This is a genomic window from Mesorhizobium sp. P2_F7, assembly GCF_056403695.1.
The window spans coordinates 89,824-113,873 of the sequence record NZ_JBFUFA010000010.1; the positions used below are offsets into that span (position 1 = coordinate 89,824).

The window sequence follows — 24,050 nt, forward strand, 5'->3', positions numbered from 1 at the left end:
CGGAAAACCGCTTCACACTTTTCCTGGAATTGCTCCTACGAAAACGGCAGCGCGGCCCATTGCGCGGCGATCTTGCCGCCGGAATAGACCTGGATCGAACCGAATTGCTGTAGCACGAATTCGCTCTGCGTCGGACGCAGGAAGACGTAGTCGTCGGGTCCGACATTGGCATCGTCGGGCAGCGCCATGAACTGCTGGTTGGTCGAAAAGCCGAACGTCTTGTCGGTCTTCATGCCCACGGGATGGACGGGCTTCGCCATCCATTTGCCGCCATAGAGGAAACAGCCACGGCGCGGCGCCAGGCCAAGCTTCTTGAGCAGCCAGGAGCGCTCGTCCAGGCCCGGCAGCTGGACATCGACCACTTTCAGGATCGGCGCCGCGATGAAGACGGCCGGCTGCAACTGGCTGAGGCTGGGCACATCGAAATCGGTCGGCAGCACGAATGCCGATCCGATGGACAATTCGTTGGCGCCGACCCAGCTGTCATAGAGCAATGCGGTGCTGCTGCCGCCGAGATTGAGAATCTTGCGCTGGTTGGGCGCGAGGCAGCCGACATACTGGCGAAACAGGCTGACGGCCTTGGCGCGCGCCTTCGCAGGCCCACCCAGCAGTTTGGGGATGTGGCCGATATGCGCCTCATAGGCCATGATGCCATCGCATTTCAGCCGCGGATAATTCGTCAGCGCGGCAACCGCCCGTGCTAATACGTCGGGATCGCCGATGCCGCCTCGATGCAGGCCGACATCGACTTCGAAGCAGATGCGCAGCTCGCGGTCGAGCTCAGTGGCGAGCGCGCCATAGGCGGCAAGCCGCTCCTCGGTATCGATCAGCCAGACGACACGCGACGTCGCTTCACCAAGACCGGCGAGCACTCCCTTGGTAAGGGAGTGTCTCGCGCCGGCAACCGGCATCGGTTTGCCAAGCAGGAGATCGACATCGGGGAAGGCTTTCAGCACCTCGGCGCTGATCGGCAGATGGAAGGTCATCAGCCTGTCGGTCGCGAACGCCGCGCGGATATGCTGGATGAGCGGCAGGGATGGCAGCGACTTGTCGACTAGGCGCAGAGCGAGGTCGGTGGCGAACTTCGCCTTGATCGCGGCGATGTTGTGGTGGAGCCGGTCGAGATCGAGCACCAGGCACGGCTGGTAGATTTCGGCGGTTCTCAGCGCGCCCGACAGTTCGGCGAAATAGGTGTCGGTCAGGCTCATGCCGCGACGCCGAGCAGTCTGGCCATGTAGGGCGACACGAAGCGGTTGTCCGGGTCCATCTCGCGGCGCACCGCCATGGCGTCGTTCCAGCGCGGATAGAGCGCGCTCAAATCCTTGGCTGTCAGGCTGTGCATCTTGCCCCAATGCGGGCGCCCTCCGCGCTTGCGGAAGATCGGCTCGGCGGCGTTGAAGAACGCCATCGGATCGCGCTCGACGCCGTGGTGAATGGCGATGGAACAGGTCGGCCGCTTGTAGAAGGGGCTCAGCCAGACATTGTCCGGTGCAACCACGCGCACTTCCATCGGAAAGTAGACCTCCGGAAACCGCGTCTCGAGCAGCGCGATGATTTCGCCGAGTGCCGCCGCCCCTTCCTCGAACGGCAGGTGATATTCCATCTCGTTGAACTTAACGTTGCGCTCGGAGGTAAAAACCTTCAGCCAGTCCTCGACATAGTCTTCTGCCGGCACTTTCGCGAAGGCCGAACCGATGAGACGGCGGCGCAGCCACGGAAACCACGTGAGATAGTCGCGCAGCCTCCTCAGCGTGGTGACGGCATCATCGTCTTCCGTCGGCGGCCGCACCGTCGCCGGCGCCTCGGTGATGTCGCTGGCGATCAGCAGCGCCTGGCCGGAGAACGGCACGTAGTAGAACTCGGCCGAGCGATGCGCCGTCATGGTGCTTTCGAATTGCGCAAGCACATCGGCAATCGGCGCCGTCCAGCGGCGGTGCCGCATGCGGTAGCTTGCCATGTTGCGGATCGTCACTTCGGTGACGGCGCCGAAGGCGCCAAGCGAGGCGCCTATGGCATCGATCATGTCGGAGTTCTTGACGCGGTCGAACTCCTTCACCACGCCGCGCCCGTCGACGATCTGCATCGCCTCGAGCTGGGTATGATAGGCGCCGAGCGTGATGCCCGAACCATGCGTGGCTGTACCGAGCGCCCCGCCGAAGGCCTGCTTGTCGATGTCGCCCATGTTCGGCAGCGCCTGGCCGACGCCGTGCAGCAGCTTGGCCATCGTGCCGATCTTGGTACCAGCGCCGACCCGCGCCGTCAGTTTTTCGGGATCGTACGCCTTTAGCCCCTCGAAGCGATCGAGCGACAGGATAGTTCCGTCATTCTTGACCAGTGGCGTGAAGGAATGGCCCGTGCCGGCGAAGCGCACGGGCCCTGGGGCGCTGCGGATGAGTTCGCGCAATTCATCGAGGCTCTGCGGCTCGGCAAGAGCCTGCGGCGTGGCCGTGACATAGCCCGACCAATTGCTCCACTGGCTGATAGCCTCTCCCACAATCGCCTCCCTGGAACGGCCGGCTTGACCGGTCTTAACGCCTGCGTCAAATAATATGATACATAGTCAGCTTTTAGGATATGATACATTGTCAGCTTTCTGTCAAGCTGGCAATCGAGCCCTAAGCCGTTGCAAGCCGGCTTCGAAAGAAAAGCCACCGTCGACCTCATGGCCCGTGACTTTTCGCGTCAATCACCAGGCATGTCACCGACTGTCATTTTTCAGGGGCAAGCAGCTGCTATGGGACGGCTGTCGCTCGGTCCTGTCGACCGAAAACCCCGTCCTGAACCGCCTGTCCCCCGAAGAGAAATCGTATGTGGCTAAGTGAATTCGAAATTGTCCTGCGCGACCGCGTCATCCCGAACGGCGCCATCCGCATCGAAAGCGGCCGGATCGCAGAGATCCGCAATGAGCCGATTGAAAATGCCGACATCTCAGGCGGCGGTCGCCTGCTCCTGCCCGGCTTCATCGACATGCATGGCGACATGGTCGAGAGGGAAGTCGAGCCGCGTCTCGGCGTGCATGTGCCGATGCAGATCGGCATTGCCGAACTCGACAAGAAGCTCGCGTCCTGCGGCGTCACCACCGCCTATGCCGCGCTGTCCTTCATCGGCGCCAGCATCACCAGCGGCGTGGCGCACTCGGAAGAGCACACTTCGGCGATCATCGACACCATTGCCAGGATGAAGGACCATTTGCTGGTCGATCACCGCATCCATGCCCGCTTCGAAGTCACCTTCACGCCGGCCATAGCTATGCTGCAGAAGCTGATGGATGCCGGCAGGCTGCATCTGATCTCGCTGATGGATCACACCCCCGGCCAGGGCCAGTATCGCGACGTCGAGCTGTACATCGCCCGCATCGCCAAGGAGCGCGGCATGTCGGTTGCCCAGGCGTCCGAGGTGGTCGGCCATCGCATGGCCGGCCGCGAAGGCCAGGGCGATGTACTCAATGCGCTGCAGGACCTGTCGGCGCGGGCGCAGGCCAATGGCGTCGCGCTTGCCTCGCATGACGACGACACGTTGGAAAAGGTGGAACTGGTGCATGGCCTCGGCGCCACGCTGAGCGAATTCCCGGTGACGCTCGAAGCGGCGCAGGAAGCCAGGAGGTTGGCAATGCACACAGTGATGGGAGCGCCCAATGCGCTGCGCGGCCAGTCCTATTCCGGCAATCTGTCGGCACGACAGGCCTACGAAGCCGGACTGCTCGACATGCTGGCCAGCGACTATCACCCGGCCTCGATCCTGCCGGCGGTGCTCGGCCTGGCTGAACTGCGTGACGGTGGCCTGGTGACGGCGGCGGCACTGACCAGCGCCAATCCGGCGACGGCGCTAGGCCTTACCGATCGCGGCGCCATCGAGACGGGACTGCTGGCGGATCTGGTGGTGGCCGATCGCCAGCCGGTGGCGCGGGTGCGGGCGACATTCCGCGCCGGCCGCATGATCTACAGTGACGGCACGCTGGGCCGGCACCGGCATTGAAACGCAGGCTGCTTGGCGCTTCTCAAGCCAGCCCGAACGTCTCCACGGCGCGCATGATGCCGCGCAGTTCGGCCAGCCCCTTCAGGCGGCCGATCAGCGAGTAGCCGGGGTTGATCCTGGTCTTGCCGATATCGTCGGCCAGCAGATGGCCATGGTCCGGCCGCATCGGGATTTGCCAGTCGGCGCGGCCTTCCCTGTGGCGGCGCGCCTCTTCCTGCATCAACGCCAGAATGACATGCGCCATGTCGGTGCCGCCCTCGAGATGCTCGGCCTCGTAGAACGAGCCGTCCTTCTCGATGGTGATGTTGCGCAGATGGGCGAAATGGATGCGGTCGGCGAATTCCTTGACCATGGCGACAATGTCGTTGTCGGCGCGCGTGCCGTAGGAGCCGGTGCAGAACGTCAGCCCGTTGGCCTGACTGTCGACGGCATTGAGAATGAAACGCGCATCCTCGGCGGTCGAAACGACGCGCGGCAGGCCGTAGAGCGAGAACGGCGGGTCGTCGGGGTGTATGCACATGCGCACCCCCTCCTCTTCCGCCACCGGAATGATCTCGCGCAGGAACCAGGCGAGGTTGTCGCGCAGCTCCTTCGGCCCGATCCCGTCATAGTCGGCAAGCGCCTCGCGAAAACTCTCGCGATCATACTTGCGCTCGGTCGCCGGCAGGCCGGCGATGAGGTTGCGCTCGATCTGGTCGATCTTCTCGGGCGGCAATTCCTTGAGCCGCTTCTCCGCCTCGGCAATGCGCGCCGGCGTGTAGCTGTCGGCGCCGTCTTTGCGCTTCAGCACGAACAGATCGTAGGCGGCGAAATCGATCGCATCGAAACGCAAGGCATAGCCGGTCGTCGGCAGCCGGTAGGCGAGATCGGTGCGGGTCCAGTCGACCACCGGCATGAAATTGTAGCAGACCGTGGCGATGCCGGCCCTGGCCAGCGCGCGGATCGAGTCGCGATAGTAGCCGGCATAGCGCTCGCGTTCCGGCGCGCCGATCTTGAAGGAGTTGTGAACCGGGATGCTCTCGACGACCGACCAGGTCAGCCCCGCTTCCTCGATGATGCGCTTGCGCTCCAGCACTTCGGCTTCCGGCCACGCCCTGCCGTCGTAGATATGATGAAGTGCCGAGACCACGCCGGTGGCGCCAGCCTGCTTGACATGATCGAGCGTCACCGGATCGTCGGGTCCATACCAGCGCCAGCATTGTTCCATTTTCGGCTTTCCTTCTGCGAGAGGTTGGCAACTTATTGTTGGACCGCGACGGAAGTCGATAGAAAAGGAAGGAGTTTTTAGAAATGACGGATTTCGAGGGCAAGGTGGCCCTGGTGACGGGTACGACCGGCATTGGTCTGGCGACCGCCAAACGCCTTGCGGCCGGCGGCGCTGCAATCATCGCCTGTGGCATCGACCGTGCCGCCAATGCGGCGATGCAAGCGCAACTGGAAAGCGCCGGCGCCAAAGCGTTGGTCATTGACACCGACGTCTCCGTCTCCGACCAGGTGCGCGACGCGGTGGCGGCTGGCGTGGCCAAATTCGGTGGCCTCGACGTCATCGTCAATTCGGCCGCCGTCCACCCCTATGGAACCGCGACGACGACCGACTGGGAAACCTGGAACCGGACGATGACCGTCAATGTCGGCTCGATCTATCTGACTGCGCATTTCGGCATTCCGGAAATGATCAAGCGCGGCGGCGGCGCCATCGTCAATGTCGCCTCCGTGCAAGGCTTTGCCTGCCAGCAGAACGTCGCCGCCTACGCCACCACCAAGGGCGCCATCCACACGCTGACCCGCTCGCTGGCGCTCGACTATGCCTCAGCCGGCATCCGGGTGAATTCGGTTAGCCCGGGTTCGATCCGTACGCCGATCCTGGAAAAGGCCGCGCGCGGCGACAGTGGCAGCGATGCCGATGTCGAAGAGGCCTACAGACGCTTCGGCGCGGCGCACCCGCTCGGCCGCATCGGCGAGCCGGAGGAAGTGGCCGAACTCATCGCTTTCCTGTGTTCGTCGAAGGCCGGCTTCTGCACCGGCGCCGACTACCGGATCGATGGCGGCCTGACCGCCGGCATCGGCGTGAAGTAAGGCTGCCAAGCCACCTTTCACGCTTGCAAGACAACCCCATATGTGAAAATACTATTCACAAAAGAAGATTGGCGGGAGGATCGATCATGCTATCTGCGGGTCCGCGGCGCGCCCGGACGGATGCTTTGTCCGTTCGGGGGGTTTTGCCATGACGGGGTTTGCGCCGACTGTCGGCGTGGCATCGACGCACCCCGCCAACATGCCCAGAGATCATGCCGATCTCCCGGTCTGGAACGCGGAGAACTGGTTTTATGAGGACTGGCCGGTCGGCCAGAAAATCCGCTCGTTGCGGCGCACAATGGCCGAAGGCGACAGCCATCTGTTCAACACGCTGGTGCTCGACATCCACCCCTATGTGCAGGACCAGATGTTCGCGGAGACGGAAGGCATTTTCGGCAAGCGGCTGATCGCCGGCGCCTTCGTCTTTTCGGCCGGTCTCGGCCTCGTCGCCACCAACTGCGTCAACGCCTTTTCCTACGGCTACGACAAGCTGCGTTTCATAAAACCTGTCTTCATTGGTGACACGATCTATTCGATCCGCTCCAATCTCAACAAGAAACCGCGCTACAAGGAGATGGGGCTGATCCGCGCCTCCTACGAAGTGTTCAAGGGCGAAGGCGAGCTTGTTCTCTACTGCGAGCACCTGCAGACGGTGAAGTACCGCAACCCCGCGGACTTCGTCGGCAAGACGGAGAAATGACGATGGCAGCCGAATTGCCGCTTGCCGGTCTCACTGTCGTCGACATGAGCCAGTTCCTGTCCGGGCCCTACTGTTCGCTCAGGCTGCTCGATCTCGGCGCCCGCGTCATCAAGATCGAACGTCCGGATGGCGGCGACCTGTCGCGGCGGCTCTATCTCAGCGACACCGAGATCGGCGGCGATTCCACCATCTTCCATGCCATCAACCGGGCCAAGGAAAGTTTTGCTATCGACCTCAAGAACGAGGCCGACCTGGAGGCGTTGCGCGGGCTTCTGGCCAAGGCCGACGTGCTGATCCAGAATTTTCGCCCCGGCGTCATCGAGCGGCTCGGCTTGGACTACGAATCCGTGCGCAAGATCAATCCTCGGCTCGTCTATGCCTCGATCAGCGGCTATGGCGAAGAAGGTCCCTGGGTCAAACGGCCGGGCCAGGATCTGCTGGCGCAGTCGCGCTCGGGCGTGATGTGGCTGAACGGCGATGAGGACCAGGGACCGGTGCCGTTCGGCCTTGCCATTGGCGACATGCTGGCCGGTGCGGCCTGCGCGCAAGGCATTCTCGCCGCCCTCGTTCGGCGCGGCATTACCGGCCAGGGCAGCCATATCGAAACCAGCCTGCTCGAAGCGCTGGTCGACTTCCAGTTCGAGGTGCTGACGACGCATCTCAATGATGGCCGCCGTTTGCCGCGCCGCTCCAGCTTCCGCAGCGCGCATGCCTATCTGTCGGCGCCCTACGGCGTCTATCCCGCCAGTGACGGCTATCTCGCCATAGCCATGACGCCGATCCCGAAGCTCGCCGATCTCTTGTCGCTCCATGAGCTCGCGCCCTATCGCGACAAACCGGCGTCGTGGTTCACCGCGCGCGATGACATCAAGGCGATCATTGCGCAGCGCATTGCCACGAAAACCATCGACGAATGGCTCGCCGTCCTCGAGCCAGCCGACATCTGGTGCGCCAAGGTGCTGACCTGGACCGAGATGCTGGCCAGCGATGGCTTCCAGTCGCTCGACATGCTGCAGACGGTGACGCGCGACGACGACGTCTCGATCCTCACCACAAGCTCGCCGCTTCGGGTCGACGGTGTCAGGGCCAAGGTCGACCGCGCGGCACCCCGCATCGGCGAGCACAGTGCTGCCATCCGCGCGGAGTTCGGCCTGTGAGCCAGGTGACGCTGCGTGGTATGACCTGGAGCCATCCGCGCGGCTACGATCCGATGGTTGCCTGTTCGGCGCTGTGGGAGCAGAAGACCGGCGTCGCCATCGAGTGGGACAAGCGCTCGCTGCAGGATTTCGAATCCTTCCCGGTCGAGGAACTGGCGCGCGCCTATGATTTGATCGTCATCGACCATCCGCATGTCGGCCAGATCACGGCTGAGCGCTGCCTCACGCCGCTCGATATCGCCGGTCGCGAAGCCGAGCGCGCAGCGCTTGCCCCGGGCAGCGTCGGCCAGTCCTATCCGAGCTACAGCTGGCAGGGACGGCAATGGGCCTTCCCCATCGATGCGGCAACGCAAGTTCAGGCCTGGCGGCCCGATGCGCTCGATGCGCCGCCGACGCGCTGGAGCGAGGTGCTCGACCTCGCCCGGCAAGGCCGTGTGCTGCTGCCGTTGCGGCCGCCGCATTCCCTGATGACCTTCTACACGCTGGCCGGCAATCTCGGCCACGCCTGCGCCACCGATCCGTCGGGCGATCTCATCGACAGCGAGACCGGCAGCGAAGTCTTCGAGGCCATGCGCGAGATCGCCGCGCTGGTCGATCCCGCCTGCTACGAAATGGATCCTATCGCCGTCTCGGAACGCATGGCTGAGGCCAACGCCCGCATCGTCTGCGCGCCGCTGATCTATGGCTACGTCTCCTATGCACTATCTGGGTTTCGCGCGCACCGGCTGGCCTTCGCCGACATCCCGGTGATCGGCTCCAGCGGCCCGATCGGTTCGGCGCTTGGCGGTACAGGTATAGCCGTCTCGGCTTTCTCCAAGGCGAAAGACGCCGCCATCGACTTCGCCTACTGGGTTGCCAGCGGCGATGTCCAGCGCGGTGCCTATGCCGCTGCCGGCGGACAGCCCGGTCATGCTGCTGCCTGGGAAGACCAGAGCGTCAACGCCGCGACCGGCAATTTCTACAGCGATACGCGCGCGACGCTGGAAGGCGCATGGGTGCGGCCACGCCATGACGGCTACATGGCGTTCCAGCAGAAAGCATCCGACCGCATCATCGCCGGCCTGACTTCAGGGCATCGGCCCGGCCAGGTCGTTGCCGATCTCAACAACCTGTTCCGGGAGAGTAGCCCGGCGCTAGGCGCTGGAGCCTGAACCAGGAGGCAGAGATGCGCTCCTCGCCACTAGGCGAGCGCTGTCCGTCCGGCGCTATAACTTCCAAATCCGCTTGGCATTGCCCGAAAGCAGTTTCGTCCGCTCGTCGGCACTGGCGCCGGCGATCAGCGCATGCGTCGCCGCCACCCAGGTGGCAAGGCCGCCGCCAAGCGTGCACACCGGCCAGTCGCTGCCCCAGACGACGCGGTCCCAGCCGAAGCTGCCGATCGTGTGCTCGACATAGGGACGCAAGCTTTCGACGGTCCATGAGCCTGAATCCGCATAGGCGACCACGCCCGAAATTTTGCCGATGACATTCGGGCGCCGCGCAATCTCGGCCATGTGTTCGCGCCATGGGTGCTCCGCATTGCCCTTGATATCGGGCACGCCGCAATGGTCGAGCACGAACTGCACATCGGGCGCGAGATCCACAAGCGCAATCGCGCGCGGGATCTGATGCGGCAGGACGACGAGGTCGAAGGTCAGGCCGGTGCCGGCAAGTCGTTTGATGTTCTCGCGAAACAGCGCGCTTTCCGAAAGTTCGTCGGGCATAACGTGCAGCACGCGGCGAAACCCTTTGACGAAAGGATCGGCCTGCTGGCGCTCGAGATAGGCGGCAAAGCCCGCGTCCTCCGGACGGCAGGCGGCGATCGCGCCGCGCAGCAGACTGCCCTGCTCCAGCGACTGCGCCTTGACATGGCTGGTCTCCGCCTGGATATCGGCCTGGTCGACATCGACCTCCATGTGCAAGGCCGCCTCGATGCCGGCGCGGCGGGCCTGCGTCGCATATTCCTGATGCGAAAAATCACGGTTGAGCGCCGGCACGCCGCCGAGCCAGGGATAGCGCAACGCCGACAGATCGATCAGGTGCAGATGGGTGTCGATGATCATGGTGGCGCCGTCCTCCTCGGTGATTTTCAAATCATCTCACGGAGAAATCATTCATTCAAATAAGAATTTCATTTCGATGGCTTGAAGGTTGACCCTGCCAGCTGCGACAGCTTTTCTGCCGCCGCCTGCAACAGCGCGATGGTCTTGGTGATGTCGGGCGCCTGGGGCGAATTGACCAGCGTGATGTAGGGCACCGAAAGGGCTGCGATCGCCTTGCCGTCCGATCCCAGCACCGGTGCCGACAGGTTGAACACGCCGGCGGTCTGCAGCGACGCCATCATTTCGTAGCCGCGCTCGCAGATCTGGTCGAGGCGGGCAAAGAATTCCGGCGACTGCGCCGGCTTGTCGGTGCTGCGGATATGCTCCGAAATCATCATCTGTCGCTCTTCGTCCGAGCGGAAGGCCAGCAGCACATGGCCCGAGCCGGTGTCGAACAGGCTGATATGCGAACCGACGCGAATCGAGATGCCCCAATAGTCCGGTGCCTCCTGCTGCGCGATCACCACAGCCGAACCGCGGTCGAAGACCACCAATTGGTTGGCCTGCTGCGAGGTTTCGGCCAGTTCCCGCATCAGCGGCGTGGCAAAGGAACCGAGCCTGCGCACCGGCGCATGCAACTGCGCCAGGCCGAACAGTTTCAGCGTCAGCGAGTAGCGATCGCCGTCGGGGCGCGTGACATAGCCGCGCCGCACCAGGCGGTCGAGCATGCGGTAGAATTCGTTCGGGCTGCGGTCGAGTTTTTTGGCGATTTCCGCCTGCGTCAGGCCGCCATCGACGCCGGCCAGCAGCTCGAGAATGTCGAGCCCCTTGTCCAGCGCAGGAGCGCGATAGCGGTCGTCGTCATCGTCCTCGGCCATGCTCACTCTCCAGTGAATTTCAGACTTCATATACGCATACAGATCGTCATCTGAAAGCACTTTCCGGCTTGACGCTTCCATAAATGTTTTGTTTGTATATGAATGAAGGCTGTCAATCGAATCCCACAACGGGTTCGACGCAGGCTCTTTGGGAGGAAACCAAATGAACAGACTGTTTTCCGGCCTGTCGGCCGGCGTGACATTGCTTGCTCTGTCCGCGAGCGTCGCCTTTGCCGGCGACCTGCCGGGCAAATTCGAGGGCGTCACCATCGACGCCAAGCTGATCGGTGGCCAGCAATATGAAGGCCTCTATGCGCGCATCGGCGAATGGGAAAAGCTGACCGGCGCCAAGGTCAACGTCATCTCGAAGAAGAACCACTTCGAGCTCGACAAGGAAATCAAATCGGACATCGCCTCGGGCAGCATCAACTGGTGCGTCGGCTCCAACCACACCTCGTTCGCGCCGCAATATCCCGGGATTTACACCGATCTTGCCAAGCTGTTGCCGAAGGAGGAGATCGATGCCTTCGTTCCGGCCAACATCGCCGCCGGCACGCTTGACGGCAAGCTGGTGATGCTGCCGCGTGCCCAGTTCGACGTCTCCGCGCTCTACTACCAGAAGAGCCTCTATCAGGACGAAGCCAAGAAGAAGGCCTACAAGGACAAATACGGCGAGGAACTCGTGCCGCCGGATACGTTCGACGAGATGGCGCAGCAGGCCGAATTCTTCGCCAGCCCGCCGGATTTCTACGGCACCCAATATGCCGGCAAGGAAGAGGCGATCAACGGCCGCTTCTACGAGATGGTTATCGCCGATGGCGGCGAATATCTCGACAAGGACGGCAAGCCCGCCTTCAACTCGGAAGCCGGCGTCAAGGCGCTCGACTGGTTCGTCAATCTCTACAAGGCCAAGGCCGTGCCGGCCGGCACCACCAACTATCTTTGGGACGATCTCGGCCAGGGCTTTGCCTCGGGCACCGTAGCCATCAACCTCGATTGGCCAGGTTGGGCCGGCTTCTTCAACGACCCGAAGTCGTCCAAGGTCGCCGGCAATGTCGGCGTCAAGGTCCAGCCCAAGGGCTCGTCCGGCAAGCGCTCCGGCTGGTCCGGCGCGCATGGCTTCTCGGTGACCGAGAACTGCGCCAACAAGGAAGCCGCGGCTTCTCTGGTCTGGTGGCTGACCAATGAGGACAGCCAGAAGCTGGAGGCAGCCGCCGGCCCGCTGCCCACCCGCACCAAGGTGTGGGAATGGGACATCGAGCAGGCGAAGTCCGATCCTTACAAGACCGAAGTGCTGCAGGCCTTCCAGGAAGCCGCCAAGAACGCCTTCCCGGTGCCGCAGACGCCGGAGTGGATCGAGATTTCCAACGCCGTCTATCCTGAGCTGCAGGCCGCCATCCTCGGCGACAAGACCTCCAAGCAGGCGCTGGACGATGCGGCTGCCAAGGCCACTCAGATCCTCGAGGACGCCGGCAAGCTCTGATATCCTCCCTGGGGCGCGGCATTTGCGAAAGCACCGCGCCCCAAACATTTCCAACAGCAAGATGCTCTGATGTCCCCTCGCCGCTAACGGCTTGCGGCATCACAACGCCAACCAGAACCGGATCGACATGAAAAGCTGGAAATCCTCGCCACCCTTCCTGCTTCTGCTGCCGGCCGTCATCGTGCTGGCGGCAGTGGTGGTGGTGCCGTTGCTGTTGTCGCTCTATTCCAGTTTCACGCCGTTCCGGCTGACGCGGCCGGAGACCTTCTGGGTCTTCATCGGCGCCCGCAACTACATCAACATTTTCACCAGCCGCGATTTCTGGGTCGCGTTTGCCCGCACCGTTGGGCTGCTGACGGTGGCGCTCAATCTGGAAATGCTGATCGGCCTCGGGCTGGCGCTGCTGGTCGAGAAAGCATCGCGCGGACAGCGCCTGCTGCGCACCATCATGATGTTCCCGATGATGTTTTCGCCGATCCTGGTCGGCTTCCAGTTCAAGTTCATGTTCAACGACAATATCGGCCTGGTGAACAACGCGCTGCAGGCGCTTGGCCTGACCGATCGCGCCATCCCCTGGCTGATCGACGGCAACCTCGCCTTCATCGCCATCCTGACCGCCGAGATCTGGTCGTCGACCTCGGTATTCGCCATCCTGATCCTGGCAGGTCTCTTGGCCATGCCGCGCGAACCGGTCGAGGCGGCGCGCGTCGACGGCTGCACGCCATGGCAGACATTCCGCTATGTCACCTGGCCGTTCATCATGCCGTTTGCCTTCATCGCCATGACCATCCGCTCGCTCGACGTGGCGCGCGCCTATGACATCGTCAAGATCATGACCGATGGCGGCCCGGCCGGCCGCACTGAACTGGTCTGGACGCTGGTTGCCCGCACCGCCTACAGCGACGCCAAGATGGGCCTCGCCAACGCCATGGCCTATTTCTCGATCCTGCTGTCGATCGGCTTCACCGTCTATTTCTACCGCAAGCTCGCCGCGGCGCGCACGCAGATCGCGGCGGAGTGGTGACGATGGATCAGAACAGTATCCATCGCGTCCGCCGCCAGGCGCTCGGCATCGCCCACGGTGTCGGCCTGTTCCTGGCCATGCTGGTCATCTGCCTGCCCGGCATCTGGATCGTGCTGTCGTCGCTCAGGCCAACCGTCGAGATCATGGCCAAGCCGCCCGTGTGGATCCCGCAGGAGCTATCGTTAGACGCCTACGTTGCCATGTTCAGCGGTATCGGCAAGGGCGGCATTCCGGTGCTCGACTATTTCCGCAATTCGCTGATCATCTCGGTGACCTCGACAGTGATCGCCATCGTCATCGGCATGGCCGGCGGCTATGCCTTCGCCCGCTATCGCTTTCGTGCCAAGTCGGCGATGTTTCTCGGCCTGATGCTGACCCGCACCGTGCCCGGCATTGCACTGTCACTGCCACTGTTCTTCGTCTATGCGCGGCTCGGCATCATCGACACGCATTTCGGCTTGATCCTGGTCTATGTCGCCCTCAACGTGCCGTTCACTGTCTGGCTCATCGACGGCTTCTTCCGCCAGGTGCCGAAGGACCTCGCCGAGGCAGCACAGATCGACGGCTGCACGCGCTGGCAGGCTTTTTGGCAGGTCGAGTTTCCGCTGGCCGGCCCCGGTATCGCCTCGGCCGGCATCTTTGCCTTCCTCACCTCCTGGAACGAGTTCGCGTTGGCGTCGCAGCTGACGCGCTCGATCAACTCCAAGACGCTGCCGGTCGGCCTGCTCGACTACACCTCCGAGTTCACCATCGACTGGCGCGGCATGTGCGCGCTGGCCGTGGTCATGATCATACCGGCGCTCACGCTTACCTTCATCGTCCAGAAACACCTTGTCGGCGGCCTCACCTCCGGCGCGGTGAAAGGCTGACATGGCAACCGTATCCCTGAAAAACCTTAGCAAGAATTATGGCCCGGTCGCGGTCGTGCACGGCATCGACCTCGAGGTCGCCGACCGCGAATTCATCGCGCTTGTCGGCCCCTCCGGCTGCGGCAAGTCGACGACGCTGCGCATGATCGCCGGGCTTGAGGACATCAGCGGCGGCGTGATCGAAATCGGCGGCCGCAAGGTCAACGATTTGCCGCCGCGCTCGCGCAACATCTCGATGGTGTTCCAGTCCTACGCGCTCTATCCGCACATGACGGTGCGCGAGAACCTTGGCTTCTCGCTAAAGATCGCGGGCGCGGCCAAAGAGGAAATGGACCGCCGCGTTGCCGAGGCGTCCGGTATCCTCGGCCTCGATACGCTGCTCGAACGGCGACCCTCGCAGCTGTCCGGCGGACAGCGCCAGCGCGTTGCCATGGGCCGCGCCATCGTGCGCGATCCCGATGTCTTCCTGTTCGACGAACCGCTCAGCAATCTCGACGCCAAGCTGCGCACGCAGATGCGCACCGAGATCAAGAAGCTGCACGCCAAGGTGCAGTCGACGGTGATCTACGTCACCCACGACCAGGTCGAGGCGATGACGCTGGCCGACCGCATCGTCATCATGCGCGACGGTTTCATCGAACAGGTCGGCACGCCCGACGAGGTCTTTCGCCGGCCGGCGACGCGCTTCGTCGCCGGCTTCATCGGCTCACCGCCGATGAATTTGCACGAAGCGACGGTCGACAACGGCGAGCTGCTGTTTGCCAGCGGCGAGCGCTTGCCCTTGCCCGGCCAGTTCAAGGCAAACACCACCGCCGGCGACAAGGTCGTCTTTGGGTTGCGGCCGGACGACATCTACCCGACCGGGCACGGCCTCAACTCCGGCGCCGATACCGATGTCCATCAGGTCGAGCTTCCCGTCACGGTCACCGAACCGCTCGGCAACGAGACGCTGGTGTTCGCCGAATTCAACGGCACAGACTGGGTGTCGCGCATGCTCAACCCGAAGCCGCTCAAGGCCGGCTACAGGGTGAAGATGAGCCTCGATCTGTCGCAGGCGCATCTGTTTTCCGCCGCAAGCGGCAAGACATTGCGGAGCTGACCGACATGGCGAAAATCGAAAAAGTCGAGCTGCGCATCGTCGACCTGGTGCCCAAGGTCAAACGCACCGACGCCATCCAAAGCTTCGTCAGCCAGGAAACGCCGATCGTCACCATCACCGATGCTGACGGCGCGGTCGGCACCGGCTACAGCTACACGATCGGCACCGGCGGCTCCTCGGTGATGCGGCTTCTGTCCGACCATCTGGCGCCACGCCTGATCGGCCGCGACGCCGACCAGATCGAGGCGATCTGGCACGAGCTCGAATTCGCCACCCATGCCACCACCATCGGCGCTATCACAGCGATCGCGATCGCCGCCATCGACACGGCACTCTGGGACCTCAGGGCAAAGAAACAGAACCTGCCTCTCTGGAAGCTCGCCGGCGGCGCCAAGGACCGCTGCCCGCTCTACACCACCGAAGGCGGCTGGCTGCATATCGAGACGGCAGCATTGGTCGACGATGCGCTGGCCGCCAAGGCCAAGGGCTTTCGCGGCTCGAAGGTGAAGATCGGCAAGCCGCATGGCTCGGAGGATCTCGCTCGCCTCTCGGCGGTGCGCAAGGCGGTCGGCGACGGCTACGAGATCATGACCGACTGCAACCAGGGCTTTTCCGTCGACGAAGCCATCCGCCGCGCCGAGCGTTTGCGCGACCTCGATCTCGCCTGGATCGAGGAGCCGCTGCCGGCCGACGACATTGACGGCCATGTCAGGCTGTCCCAAGCGACGTCGACGCCGATCGCCATCGGCGAGTCGCTCTATTCCATCCGGCATTTTCGCGAATACATGCAAAAGGGCGGCTGCTCGATCGTGCAGGTCGACGTCGGCCGCATCGGCGGCATCACGCCCTGGCTGAAAGTGGCGCATGCCGCCGAGGCCTTCGACATTCCGGTCTGCCCGCACTTCCTGATGGAACTGCATGTCAGCCTCGCCTGCGCTGTTCAGAACGGACGATATGTCGAGTATATTCCGCAGCTGGACGATTTGACCGGCAAGAAGATGCGCATCGAGAATGGCGAGGCGCTGGCGCCTGACGAGCCCGGCATCGGCATCGACTGGGACTGGGACGCAGTCAAGGCAAAGAGCATCGCCGAATTCACCACGACGATTGCCAAATAGGGAGCCGGCACATGCAGCGGATGGGAATGGTGCTCGGCCTCAAGCCGGAAAAGGTCGAGGAATATGTCCGTCTGCACGCTGCCGTGTGGCCCGACGTGCTGACCATGATTTCGGCCTGTAAAATCAAGAATTATTCCATCTATTTGAAGCGGCCGGAGAACCTGCTGTTTTCCACCTTCGAATATCATGGCACCGACTACGCCGCCGACATGGCGAAGATGGCTGCCGATCCCCGGACGCAGGAGTGGTGGGCCGTCTGCATGCCATGCCAGGAGCCGCTGGCGACCCGCAAGGATGGCGAATGGTGGGCGTCGATGGATGAAGTCTTCCACCATGACTGACGGGGTTTTCGATCCAGCTTCTCTCGTCCAGTCCTGGCCAAAATCGTCAAAGCCTCGGCCGATCGTCACTTTCGGCGCGGGTTCGATTGTCGGCGACGCGCATTTCCCGGCCTATCGCAAAGCAGGCTTTCCGATTGCCGGCCTCTACGATCCGGACCAGGCCAAGGCGCAGGCCCTGGCCGAAAGATGGGGCGTAGGGGCATTCAGCTCAGTGGAAGAAGCGGCAGCGGTCAAGGACGCGATCTTCGACCTTGCGACGCCGCCGGCACGGCACGCCGAAATTCTGAAAGCCCTGCCTGACGGCGCGGTCGCGCTGATCCAGAAGCCGATGGGAAACTATCTCGGCGAAGCCACCGAAATCCTTGAAATCTGCCGTACGAAAAATCTAAAGGCAGCGGTCAATTTCCAGCTCCGCTTCGCACCGATGATGCTGGCGCTGAAGGATGCCATCGCCAAGGGCTGGCTCGGAGACGTCGTCGACTTCGATGCCTGGCTGGCGCTGGCGACGCCGTGGGAGTTGTGGGAGTTCCTGCTCAAGGCGCCACGCGTCGAGATCGCCATGCATTCGATCCACTATCTCGATCTGATCCGGCAATTGCTGGGCGACCCCAAAGGCGTCCACGCCAAGACGCTCGGCCATCCCAACCACAAGGTTGCGCAGACGCGCACCAGCGCCATCCTCGACTATGGCGACACCGTGCGCTGCGCGCTGTCGATCAACCATGACCACAAATTCGGCCGCCGGCATCAGGCCTGCGAATTCCGCATCTGCGGCACCGAGGGCGCGGCCTATCTCAAGCTCGGCTTGAACCTGGACTATCCCACCGGAGAGCCGGACATTCTGGAGATCTATCCGAAGGGCGGAACGGACTGGGTTGCGGTGCCGCTGGCCGGCGAATGGTTTCCGGATGCCTTTGTAGGCCGCATGGCCAATGTCCAGCGTTTTGCCGCCGGCGAGGACAACGAACTGATAAGCTCGGCCGAGGATGCCTGGAACACTATGGCGCTGGTTGAGGCCGCCTATCGCTCGAGCGCGGCGCCGGCGACGCCGATCGCGGAAAGACCCTGATGGAACAGATCCAGTATTTCGAGGACTACGAGATCGGCTCGTCGCGCCTGACCAGCGGCCGCACCATCACCGAGACCGACTTCATCGTCCATGCCGGCCACACCGGCGATTTCTTCCCGCATCACATGGACGCCGAGTTCATGAAGACGACGCCGTTCGGCCAGCGCATCGCGCATGGCACGCTGGTCTTCTCCGTCGGCGTCGGGCTGACGGCAAGCGTCGTCAATCCTGTCGCCTTCTCCTACGGCTACGACCGGCTGCGCTTCATCAAGCCGGTGTTCATCGGCGACACGATCAAGACCCGCACGACGATCACCGCCAGGGAAGACGACCCGAAGCGGCCGGGCTCAGGACGGATCATCGAGCGCTGCGAAGTGATCAACCAGCATGGCGAAGTCGTGCTGGCCGCCGACCACATCTACATCGTCGAGCGTCGCGACAAGCCGTCGCTGGGCGAGGAGCATGACGCATGACAGATGCCAGAAAATATCGAAATGTGATCGGCAATCGCCACCGGCAGACTTCGCGCGATTCAGTAATTTCAACGGCCCAGGATTGAAATAAAGACGACGTCAACGACCAAAAGACCCGATAATATCCATGCAACCAATTTATATGGTCGCGTTACCTCTGCCCATTCGCGCAAGAATTCGGTTGTGACTTTCTCACCTTCCCAATTTACGTGAACAACACCTGCCCCATCATTGTGCGCGAACGATCGATAGCCGTTGTATTTTTTCACAAGCATGTGCTTGCGATAATTCCACACCATTAGAGATAATCCCCAACCAACTATTGGCGCGAGAAAAAGGAACGCCTTAATCGAGCTCAACTGAAAGTCTCCCTATGTCGAGATGGTTCGATAGGGCAGTCTCTCACAAAGGAGCAGAGCTGGCTTTTACATCAGCGGTGCTTCGGGATCTCTTTGTCCTCGAGCAGCAGTGTCAGCCCCATGGCGACGAAGTAGAGTGCCGCCACCCAGATGAACATCACGTTGAACCCACTGGAGTAATGGTCGAGCACCACTTCGCGCATCGCGTCCGGCAGGCTCGACGCCAGATGCGGGGTCAGCCCGTTCAGGCCTTGCGGCAAAAGGGCCGCAGCATCGGCGGGGAGCTCTGATGTCTGCCGGTTCAGCGCCCAGATCATCACCGCGCCGTTCAGCGCCAGTCCAAGCGATGCTCCGAGCGTCCGCGCCTGCGTGATCAGCGAGGTCACCGCGCCGATGTCCTGCAGGGGTGCTGCCGCCTGGATCGCCACGATCAGCACCTGGAACTGCAGGCCCATGCTGATGCCGAACACAGCCATCATCGTCGCCAGCACCCAGATCGGCGTGTGCTGGTTGGTGATGACGAAGCCCAGCATCAGGAACCCGCCAATGGCCATCGCCACCACCGGCATCCATTTGTAGCGTCCGGTTGCGGCAATCACCCGCCCGGCCACGATCGAGATGACCATCGACGTCAGCGACGCCGGCAGGAACAGGAAGCCGACTTCGGCCGGGCTCAGCCCCGTCAGCGTCTGCATGTAGAGCGCGAAATAGAAGAACATGCCCAGCGTCACCGTTCCGGCGACCAGCGACACGCCCGAAACGATGCTGACCGTCGAATTGCCGAACAGCCGCAACGGCACGATCGGCTCTTCCGCCCGGCGCTCGACCATGATGAACAGGGCGATGGCGACCAGTGCGAGAAGCGGCAGCGCGAAGGTGAAGAGGTCCGGCCCGGTAGGGTCGAGCACGTGATAGCCCCAATAGACGATTGATGTCGTGCCGATGGCGAGCAGCGCACCGCCGAGATAGTCGATGCGGTGCCGCTTCTCGTTAAACCGGCTGCGCATGGCGAACGCCAGCACCGCCATCACGACGATGCCGATCGGCAGGTTGACCAGGAATACCCAGCGCCAGCCGAACAGGCTGGTGATGTAGCCGCCGGCCAGCGGGCCGAGCACCGACGACAGCGCAAACACCGCCGAACTGTAGCCCTGGCATTTGGCGCGGTCGCGCGGTCCGAACAATTCGCCGATCATGGCAAAGGCCGACACCATCAGGCCGCCTCCGCCGATGCCCTGCAGCACGCGCGCGGCGATCAGGCTCTCCATCGACCACGCCATGCCGCAGACCAGCGAACCCACGAGAAACAGGCCGATCGCTGTCAACACGACATTCTTGCGGCCATACATATCGCCGAGCTTGCCGTAGAAGGGCGAGACTGCGGCGGTCGACAGCAGATAGGCGGCACCCACCCAGCCGAACAGATGCAGATTGCCCAGTTCGCCGGCAATGGTGGGCAAGGCCGTGACGACGATCTGCATGTCGATGGTGGCCATGAACATGGCGATCAGCGCACCGAAATAGACGACCAGTGTCGTCAGATCAGGCCTGGCTTCGGCCTCCACGGGCGCTGCATCTGGCAGCGTCTGGTCGACAGTCATCGGGGTCTCCGTAACTTGGGGCGCGATTTATGTGCCCACGGCCGAGAGGTGTCAAATAGGCGATAACGCCAGTCCGTCCGTTTAACAGGAAGTGCCCCAGCGGACCGTGCGGTCGTGGATGATTGTCGACGCGACCTGTTCCGCCGGATCGCGTGCGATCAGGTCGACGATGCTCGATGAAGGCGGTGTGATCGAGCGCGAGCGTCGTCGGGTTGTGGCTGAACGATCGCCTGGCCTCTGTCCTTGAAAGTCAGGGTTACAGCATCCGGGGGCGCCGGCCTGGCTCCGGAAGCGTGGTTCGCTGGACCCGGAGGTGGTAAAAACGGCGGGACCTTCGTTGATATCGCCGCGACAAATGGGCGCCTCCAGGATTCGGATTCAAACGACTGACAACTTTGACCGATGGTACTCCCCCATCCCTGCTGAGACTGCCGCGACGGCGAGGAAGCAAGCGTGATTCCCGAACGACCAAATCATACTTGTACTTAAGCGGTAACTAATATGAAGCAGATACACTTCTTCGCACGGCGCCTTGCCGGCTTCATCCCGGCAGAAAAAGACCGGGCATTTCTTGCCGCCCTATTTCAGCATCGTGAGTTGAATGCAGCAATCGCCACCACCAACCCTGTGGATAGACTCCAAATCCCCCCATCAATCCAAGCACTCAACCTCAGGACGTCCTAGACTAAAGTCCTTGGGGAATCGGGCGTATGGCAATCGGGTCAAGCAATCGCGTAATCTTGTGCCTGATGATGCTTGCTGTTGCCGGTTGTACGTCCGCGCCAGGCAAGGACTTTTTTACCGAAACCATCGACAGCCTGCACGCCAAGAACTCACCCTTGCGGGCAGGATACACCGGACCGTCCACCGTCACCTCGGCCGCAGCCGCCGGCCAGCGCTTCAACGGCGCGCAGTATCAGGGGTCCGGCCAGTTCGTCTCGTCCAGCGCCCCGGTCACAAGGGTGACGACAGACGGCTCGGGCCAGTTCGAGCTCAATCTGGTCAACGCGCCGATCACCGACGCGGCCAAGGCGGTGCTGGGTGACGCGCTGCATCTCAACTACATCGTCGACCCGCGCGTGCAAGGCACGGTGACGCTGCAGACCTCGCAGCCGGTGTCGAAGGATGCGCTGGTCGATATACTGGAATCGGCGCTTGCGGTGAACGCCGCGGGCATCACCAAGCGCGCCGGCACCTACCAGATCGTGCCGCTGTCCGAGATCATGTCCAACACACCGCCGGTCAGCGTTCCCTCGGTGTCGCCGTCGGGTCCCGGCGTCAAGGTGCAGGTGCTGCAGCTGCAATACATCGCCGCCGACGAGATGAAGACCATTCTCGGGCCGATCACCCGCCAGGGCTCGGTGCTCAGGGTCGATGCCACCCGCAACCTGATCACCGTCGCCGGCAATGACAGCGACCTCAACGCCATCCGCGAGGCGGTTTCGGTGTTCGACGTCGACTGGATGCGCGGCATGTCGGTGGCGCTGCACCCGCTGAAGACCTCCAAGCCGGAAGCCGTCGCCGCAGAGCTCGACTCTATCTTCGGTACAAAAGACGGACCGGGCGCCAAGCTCATCCAGTTCATCCCCAACGACCGGCTGAATTCGGTGCTGGTGATCACCTCGCGTCCGGCATACCTCGCCCGCGCCGCCAGCTGGATCAACAAGCTCGACAGGCTGGCCGAGTCCAACGAGGACCAGCTGTTCGTCTACCAGATCCAGAACCGCCCGGCCAAGGAACTGGCCGCGGTGCTGAGTTCGGTTCTCGGAACCTCGGTCAAGACCGAAGGCGATTCCGGCGGCTCGAACGTCTCGCCCGACCAGACACCGATCGCCATGCAGTCGGACGGCGTCACCCCGGCGCCGTTGACCGGACCGTCGCCTTCGCTGCCTCAGCAGGACGGACAGCCGCCCGCCCACGCCACCGTCGTCGCCGACATCGAAAACAACGCGCTGCTGATCCAGACCACGGCGCGCGACTACGAACGTATCGAGCAGATCCTGGCCAAGGTCGACGTGCTGCCGACACAGGTCATGCTGGAAGCCGTCATCGCCGAAGTCACCCTCAACGACGATCTGAAATACGGCCTGCGCTGGTTCTTCGAAAATGGCGGCACGAAGATATCGGTGACCGACGTGGCCAAGGGTGCTGCGGCCGCCACTCTGCCGGGTTTCAACTGGAGCTATGCCACCGACAACATCCAGGTGACGCTGAACGCGCTTTCCAAGGTCACCGACGTCAACGTCATATCGGCGCCCACCATCATGGCCTTGAACAACCAGAAGGCGATCTTGCAGGTCGGTGACCAAGTGCCGATCCTGACGCAGCAATCGCAAGACACCGGCAACGGCAGCGCGCCGATCATCAACTCGGTCCAGATGAAGGATACCGGCGTGATCCTGACGGTGACGCCGCGCATCAACAATGCCGGCCGGGTCATGCTCGACATCCAGCAGGAGGTCAGCAACGTCACCAAGACAGAGAGCTCCGATATTGATTCACCGACCATCCAGCAGCGCAAGATCCAGACCCGAGTGCTGGTCAATGACGGCGAGAGCCTGGCGCTGGGCGGCCTCATCCAGCAGAACAACAGCGTCGGCCGCACGCAGGTGCCGATCCTCGGTGACATCCCGATACTCGGCAATGTGTTCAAGCAAAAGGACGACACCATCAAGCGCACCGAGCTGATCATCTTCATCCGCCCGCATGTCGTGCGCGACATCAACGAGGCGCGCGAGGTGACCGACGAATTCCGCGGCAAGATCAGCCTGCACACGCCGATCCAGAAACGCCGCGGCGGTACCCAGCTACAGCAGGATTTGAAGAGGCTTGCCTATTGATCACGGCCGCGCACCCATCGCTCCTGCTGGCCGCCACGATCGCCCTGGCGGCAATTCTCGCCGCGATTTCGATCGCCGATTTCCGCCGCCAGATCATCCCGGACGGCTTGAACCTTACACTGGCCGCCATTGGCCTTGGCTATCAGGGGGCCGCCGGGGCCGACGGCCTGCCGCCGCATCTCCTCTTCGCCGCAGTAACGTTCGCCGCTGCCTGGCTGCTGCGGCGCGGCCATTTCCTGATGACCGGCCGGATCGGACTTGGCCTCGGCGACGTCAAAATGCTGGCCGCCGCGGCATGCTGGATCGACCCGCTGCTGTTGCCGGTGCTGCTGTTCATCGCCAGCGCCACCGCGCTGCTTTTCGTCGGTGGGCAAGTGGTTGCGACAGGGCCGGCAGCCGCGCGGGCCCGCATCGCCTTCGGTCCGTTTATCGCCATCGGCCTCGGCTCCAGCTGGGTGCTGGAACAATATGCCGGTTTGAACATGGGACTGCTCTGATGATCACGCTGCGCTTTAAGCAAGCTTCCGAAAAATCCGCCCGCAACCGCGACACCAGCGAAAGCGGCTTCACGCTGGTCGAGCTTCTGGTGGTGCTCGCCATCATCGCCTTGATCGCGACGCTCGCCGCCCCTCAGGTGCTGCGCTATCTCGGCTCGGCCAGGACCAACGCCGCCAAGGCGCAGATCCGCAACATCGAAAGCGCGCTCGAACTCTACTATGTCGACAACGCCAAATACCCAACCGATGAAGAGGGCCTCGCCGCGCTGGTCACACAACCCGCCGGCGAAACACGCTGGAACGGGCCCTATCTCAAGGGCGGTCTCAAGGATCCCTGGGGCAAGCCTTATTCCTATGAGGTGAAGGCCGATGCGAGTGGCGTGGTCATCCGCACACTTGGCAAGGACGGCAAGCCGGACGGCACCGGCGAGGACCAGGACATCACCAACTGATCCCCGTGATCGATCCCG

23 protein-coding genes are annotated in these 24,050 nt (G+C 62.8%); 16 read left to right on the forward strand and 7 right to left on the reverse strand.

The genetic code is table 11. The features are described from left to right. Window positions 1–35: 35 nt before the first annotated feature. Window positions 36–1,208 (reverse strand): alanine racemase, encoded by a 1,173-nt coding sequence (locus AC1DZ8_RS25795; protein WP_477300853.1) that lies wholly within the window; start codon window positions 1,206–1,208, stop codon window positions 36–38. Continuing rightward, the gene (locus AC1DZ8_RS25800) at window positions 1,205–2,494 is read right to left on the reverse strand and encodes a D-arabinono-1,4-lactone oxidase (RefSeq protein WP_477300851.1); all 1,290 of its coding nucleotides are present in this window, start codon (window positions 2,492–2,494) and stop codon (window positions 1,205–1,207) included. Before AC1DZ8_RS25800 ends, AC1DZ8_RS25795 begins: the two co-directional genes overlap by 4 nt. A gap of 314 nt (window positions 2,495–2,808) precedes the next feature. Here AC1DZ8_RS25800 and AC1DZ8_RS25805 point away from each other — a divergent pair, with 314 nt between their 5' ends. Beyond that, entirely contained in the window at window positions 2,809–3,975 is a 1,167-nt protein-coding gene (locus AC1DZ8_RS25805) for an alpha-D-ribose 1-methylphosphonate 5-triphosphate diphosphatase (RefSeq protein WP_477300849.1), read from the forward strand. Between the two features lie 22 nt (window positions 3,976–3,997). Here the strand turns inward: AC1DZ8_RS25805 and uxuA are convergent, their stop codons facing one another. Further along, window positions 3,998–5,182: a mannonate dehydratase gene (uxuA, locus tag AC1DZ8_RS25810; RefSeq protein ID WP_477300847.1), complete on the reverse strand. Its 1,185-nt coding sequence runs from the start codon at window positions 5,180–5,182 to the stop codon at window positions 3,998–4,000. 83 nt (window positions 5,183–5,265) lie between these two features. On the opposite strand from uxuA, the gene AC1DZ8_RS25815 reads away from it, so the two are divergent. The 4 genes from AC1DZ8_RS25815 to AC1DZ8_RS25830 all read left to right on the forward strand — a co-directional run bounded on the left by AC1DZ8_RS25815 (window position 5,266) and on the right by AC1DZ8_RS25830 (window position 9,059). After that, complete coding sequence (locus AC1DZ8_RS25815; RefSeq protein WP_477300845.1) at window positions 5,266–6,051, forward strand: SDR family NAD(P)-dependent oxidoreductase; 786 nt, start codon at window positions 5,266–5,268, stop codon at window positions 6,049–6,051. A gap of 148 nt (window positions 6,052–6,199) precedes the next feature. Beyond that, the gene (locus tag AC1DZ8_RS25820) at window positions 6,200–6,751 is read left to right on the forward strand and encodes a MaoC family dehydratase (protein ID WP_477300843.1); all 552 of its coding nucleotides are present in this window, start codon (window positions 6,200–6,202) and stop codon (window positions 6,749–6,751) included. Further along, the gene (locus tag AC1DZ8_RS25825) at window positions 6,748–7,908 is read left to right on the forward strand and encodes a CaiB/BaiF CoA transferase family protein (protein WP_477300841.1); all 1,161 of its coding nucleotides are present in this window, start codon (window positions 6,748–6,750) and stop codon (window positions 7,906–7,908) included. Before AC1DZ8_RS25820 ends, AC1DZ8_RS25825 begins: the two co-directional genes overlap by 4 nt. A 20-nt stretch (window positions 7,909–7,928) precedes the next feature. Beyond that, complete coding sequence (locus tag AC1DZ8_RS25830; protein WP_477301464.1) at window positions 7,929–9,059, forward strand: ABC transporter substrate-binding protein; 1,131 nt, start codon at window positions 7,929–7,931, stop codon at window positions 9,057–9,059. 54 nt (window positions 9,060–9,113) lie between these two features. On the opposite strand, the gene AC1DZ8_RS25835 is transcribed toward AC1DZ8_RS25830, so the two are convergent. Both AC1DZ8_RS25835 and AC1DZ8_RS25840 read right to left on the reverse strand, forming a co-directional pair. Continuing rightward, window positions 9,114–9,950 (reverse strand): amidohydrolase family protein, encoded by an 837-nt coding sequence (locus AC1DZ8_RS25835; RefSeq protein WP_477301462.1) that lies wholly within the window; start codon window positions 9,948–9,950, stop codon window positions 9,114–9,116. Window positions 9,951–10,018: 68 nt separating this feature from the next. Next, complete coding sequence (locus AC1DZ8_RS25840) at window positions 10,019–10,807, reverse strand: IclR family transcriptional regulator (RefSeq protein WP_477300839.1); 789 nt, start codon at window positions 10,805–10,807, stop codon at window positions 10,019–10,021. 163 nt (window positions 10,808–10,970) lie between these two features. On the opposite strand from AC1DZ8_RS25840, the gene AC1DZ8_RS25845 reads away from it, so the two are divergent. The 8 genes from AC1DZ8_RS25845 (at window position 10,971) to AC1DZ8_RS25880 (ending at window position 18,283) form a co-directional block, all read left to right on the forward strand. Further along, window positions 10,971–12,290 (forward strand): type 2 periplasmic-binding domain-containing protein, encoded by a 1,320-nt coding sequence (locus AC1DZ8_RS25845; protein ID WP_477300837.1) that lies wholly within the window; start codon window positions 10,971–10,973, stop codon window positions 12,288–12,290. Between the two features lie 127 nt (window positions 12,291–12,417). After that, entirely contained in the window at window positions 12,418–13,314 is an 897-nt protein-coding gene (locus AC1DZ8_RS25850; protein WP_477300835.1) for a carbohydrate ABC transporter permease, read from the forward strand. 2 nt (window positions 13,315–13,316) lie between these two features. After that, window positions 13,317–14,183, forward strand: a complete 867-nt coding sequence (locus tag AC1DZ8_RS25855; protein ID WP_181055548.1) for a carbohydrate ABC transporter permease — start codon at window positions 13,317–13,319, stop codon at window positions 14,181–14,183. A gap of 1 nt (window position 14,184) precedes the next feature. Further along, window positions 14,185–15,282, forward strand: a complete 1,098-nt coding sequence (locus AC1DZ8_RS25860) for an ABC transporter ATP-binding protein (RefSeq protein WP_477300832.1) — start codon at window positions 14,185–14,187, stop codon at window positions 15,280–15,282. Between the two features lie 5 nt (window positions 15,283–15,287). Then, on the forward strand, window positions 15,288–16,400 hold the full coding sequence (locus tag AC1DZ8_RS25865; protein WP_477300830.1) for a mandelate racemase/muconate lactonizing enzyme family protein: 1,113 nt from the start codon (window positions 15,288–15,290) through the stop codon (window positions 16,398–16,400). Between the two features lie 11 nt (window positions 16,401–16,411). Beyond that, on the forward strand, window positions 16,412–16,741 hold the full coding sequence (locus tag AC1DZ8_RS25870) for an L-rhamnose mutarotase (protein WP_477300828.1): 330 nt from the start codon (window positions 16,412–16,414) through the stop codon (window positions 16,739–16,741). After that, the gene (locus AC1DZ8_RS25875) at window positions 16,734–17,810 is read left to right on the forward strand and encodes a Gfo/Idh/MocA family protein (protein ID WP_477300826.1); all 1,077 of its coding nucleotides are present in this window, start codon (window positions 16,734–16,736) and stop codon (window positions 17,808–17,810) included. The genes AC1DZ8_RS25870 and AC1DZ8_RS25875 overlap by 8 nt, the downstream gene beginning before the upstream one ends. Further along, complete coding sequence (locus tag AC1DZ8_RS25880; RefSeq protein WP_477301460.1) at window positions 17,807–18,283, forward strand: MaoC/PaaZ C-terminal domain-containing protein; 477 nt, start codon at window positions 17,807–17,809, stop codon at window positions 18,281–18,283. The genes AC1DZ8_RS25875 and AC1DZ8_RS25880 overlap by 4 nt, the downstream gene beginning before the upstream one ends. Window positions 18,284–18,351: 68 nt before the next feature. On the opposite strand, the gene AC1DZ8_RS25885 is transcribed toward AC1DZ8_RS25880, so the two are convergent. Then, on the reverse strand, window positions 18,352–18,642 hold the full coding sequence (locus AC1DZ8_RS25885; RefSeq protein WP_477300824.1) for a hypothetical protein: 291 nt from the start codon (window positions 18,640–18,642) through the stop codon (window positions 18,352–18,354). A 71-nt stretch (window positions 18,643–18,713) separates the two neighbouring features. After that, window positions 18,714–20,243 (reverse strand): MDR family MFS transporter, encoded by a 1,530-nt coding sequence (locus AC1DZ8_RS25890; protein WP_477300822.1) that lies wholly within the window; start codon window positions 20,241–20,243, stop codon window positions 18,714–18,716. 710 nt (window positions 20,244–20,953) lie between these two features. On the opposite strand from AC1DZ8_RS25890, the gene gspD reads away from it, so the two are divergent. The 3 genes from gspD to gspG are packed head-to-tail and all read left to right on the forward strand — an operon-like array spanning window position 20,954 to window position 24,032. Continuing rightward, the gene (gene gspD, locus AC1DZ8_RS25895) at window positions 20,954–23,083 is read left to right on the forward strand and encodes a type II secretion system secretin GspD (protein ID WP_477300820.1); all 2,130 of its coding nucleotides are present in this window, start codon (window positions 20,954–20,956) and stop codon (window positions 23,081–23,083) included. Further along, on the forward strand, window positions 23,080–23,580 hold the full coding sequence (locus tag AC1DZ8_RS25900; protein ID WP_477300818.1) for a prepilin peptidase: 501 nt from the start codon (window positions 23,080–23,082) through the stop codon (window positions 23,578–23,580). The genes gspD and AC1DZ8_RS25900 overlap by 4 nt, the downstream gene beginning before the upstream one ends. After that, window positions 23,580–24,032, forward strand: coding sequence for a type II secretion system major pseudopilin GspG (gspG, locus tag AC1DZ8_RS25905; protein WP_477300816.1), 453 nt, complete (start codon window positions 23,580–23,582; stop codon window positions 24,030–24,032). Before AC1DZ8_RS25900 ends, gspG begins: the two co-directional genes overlap by 1 nt. Window positions 24,033–24,050: the final 18 nt, after the last annotated feature.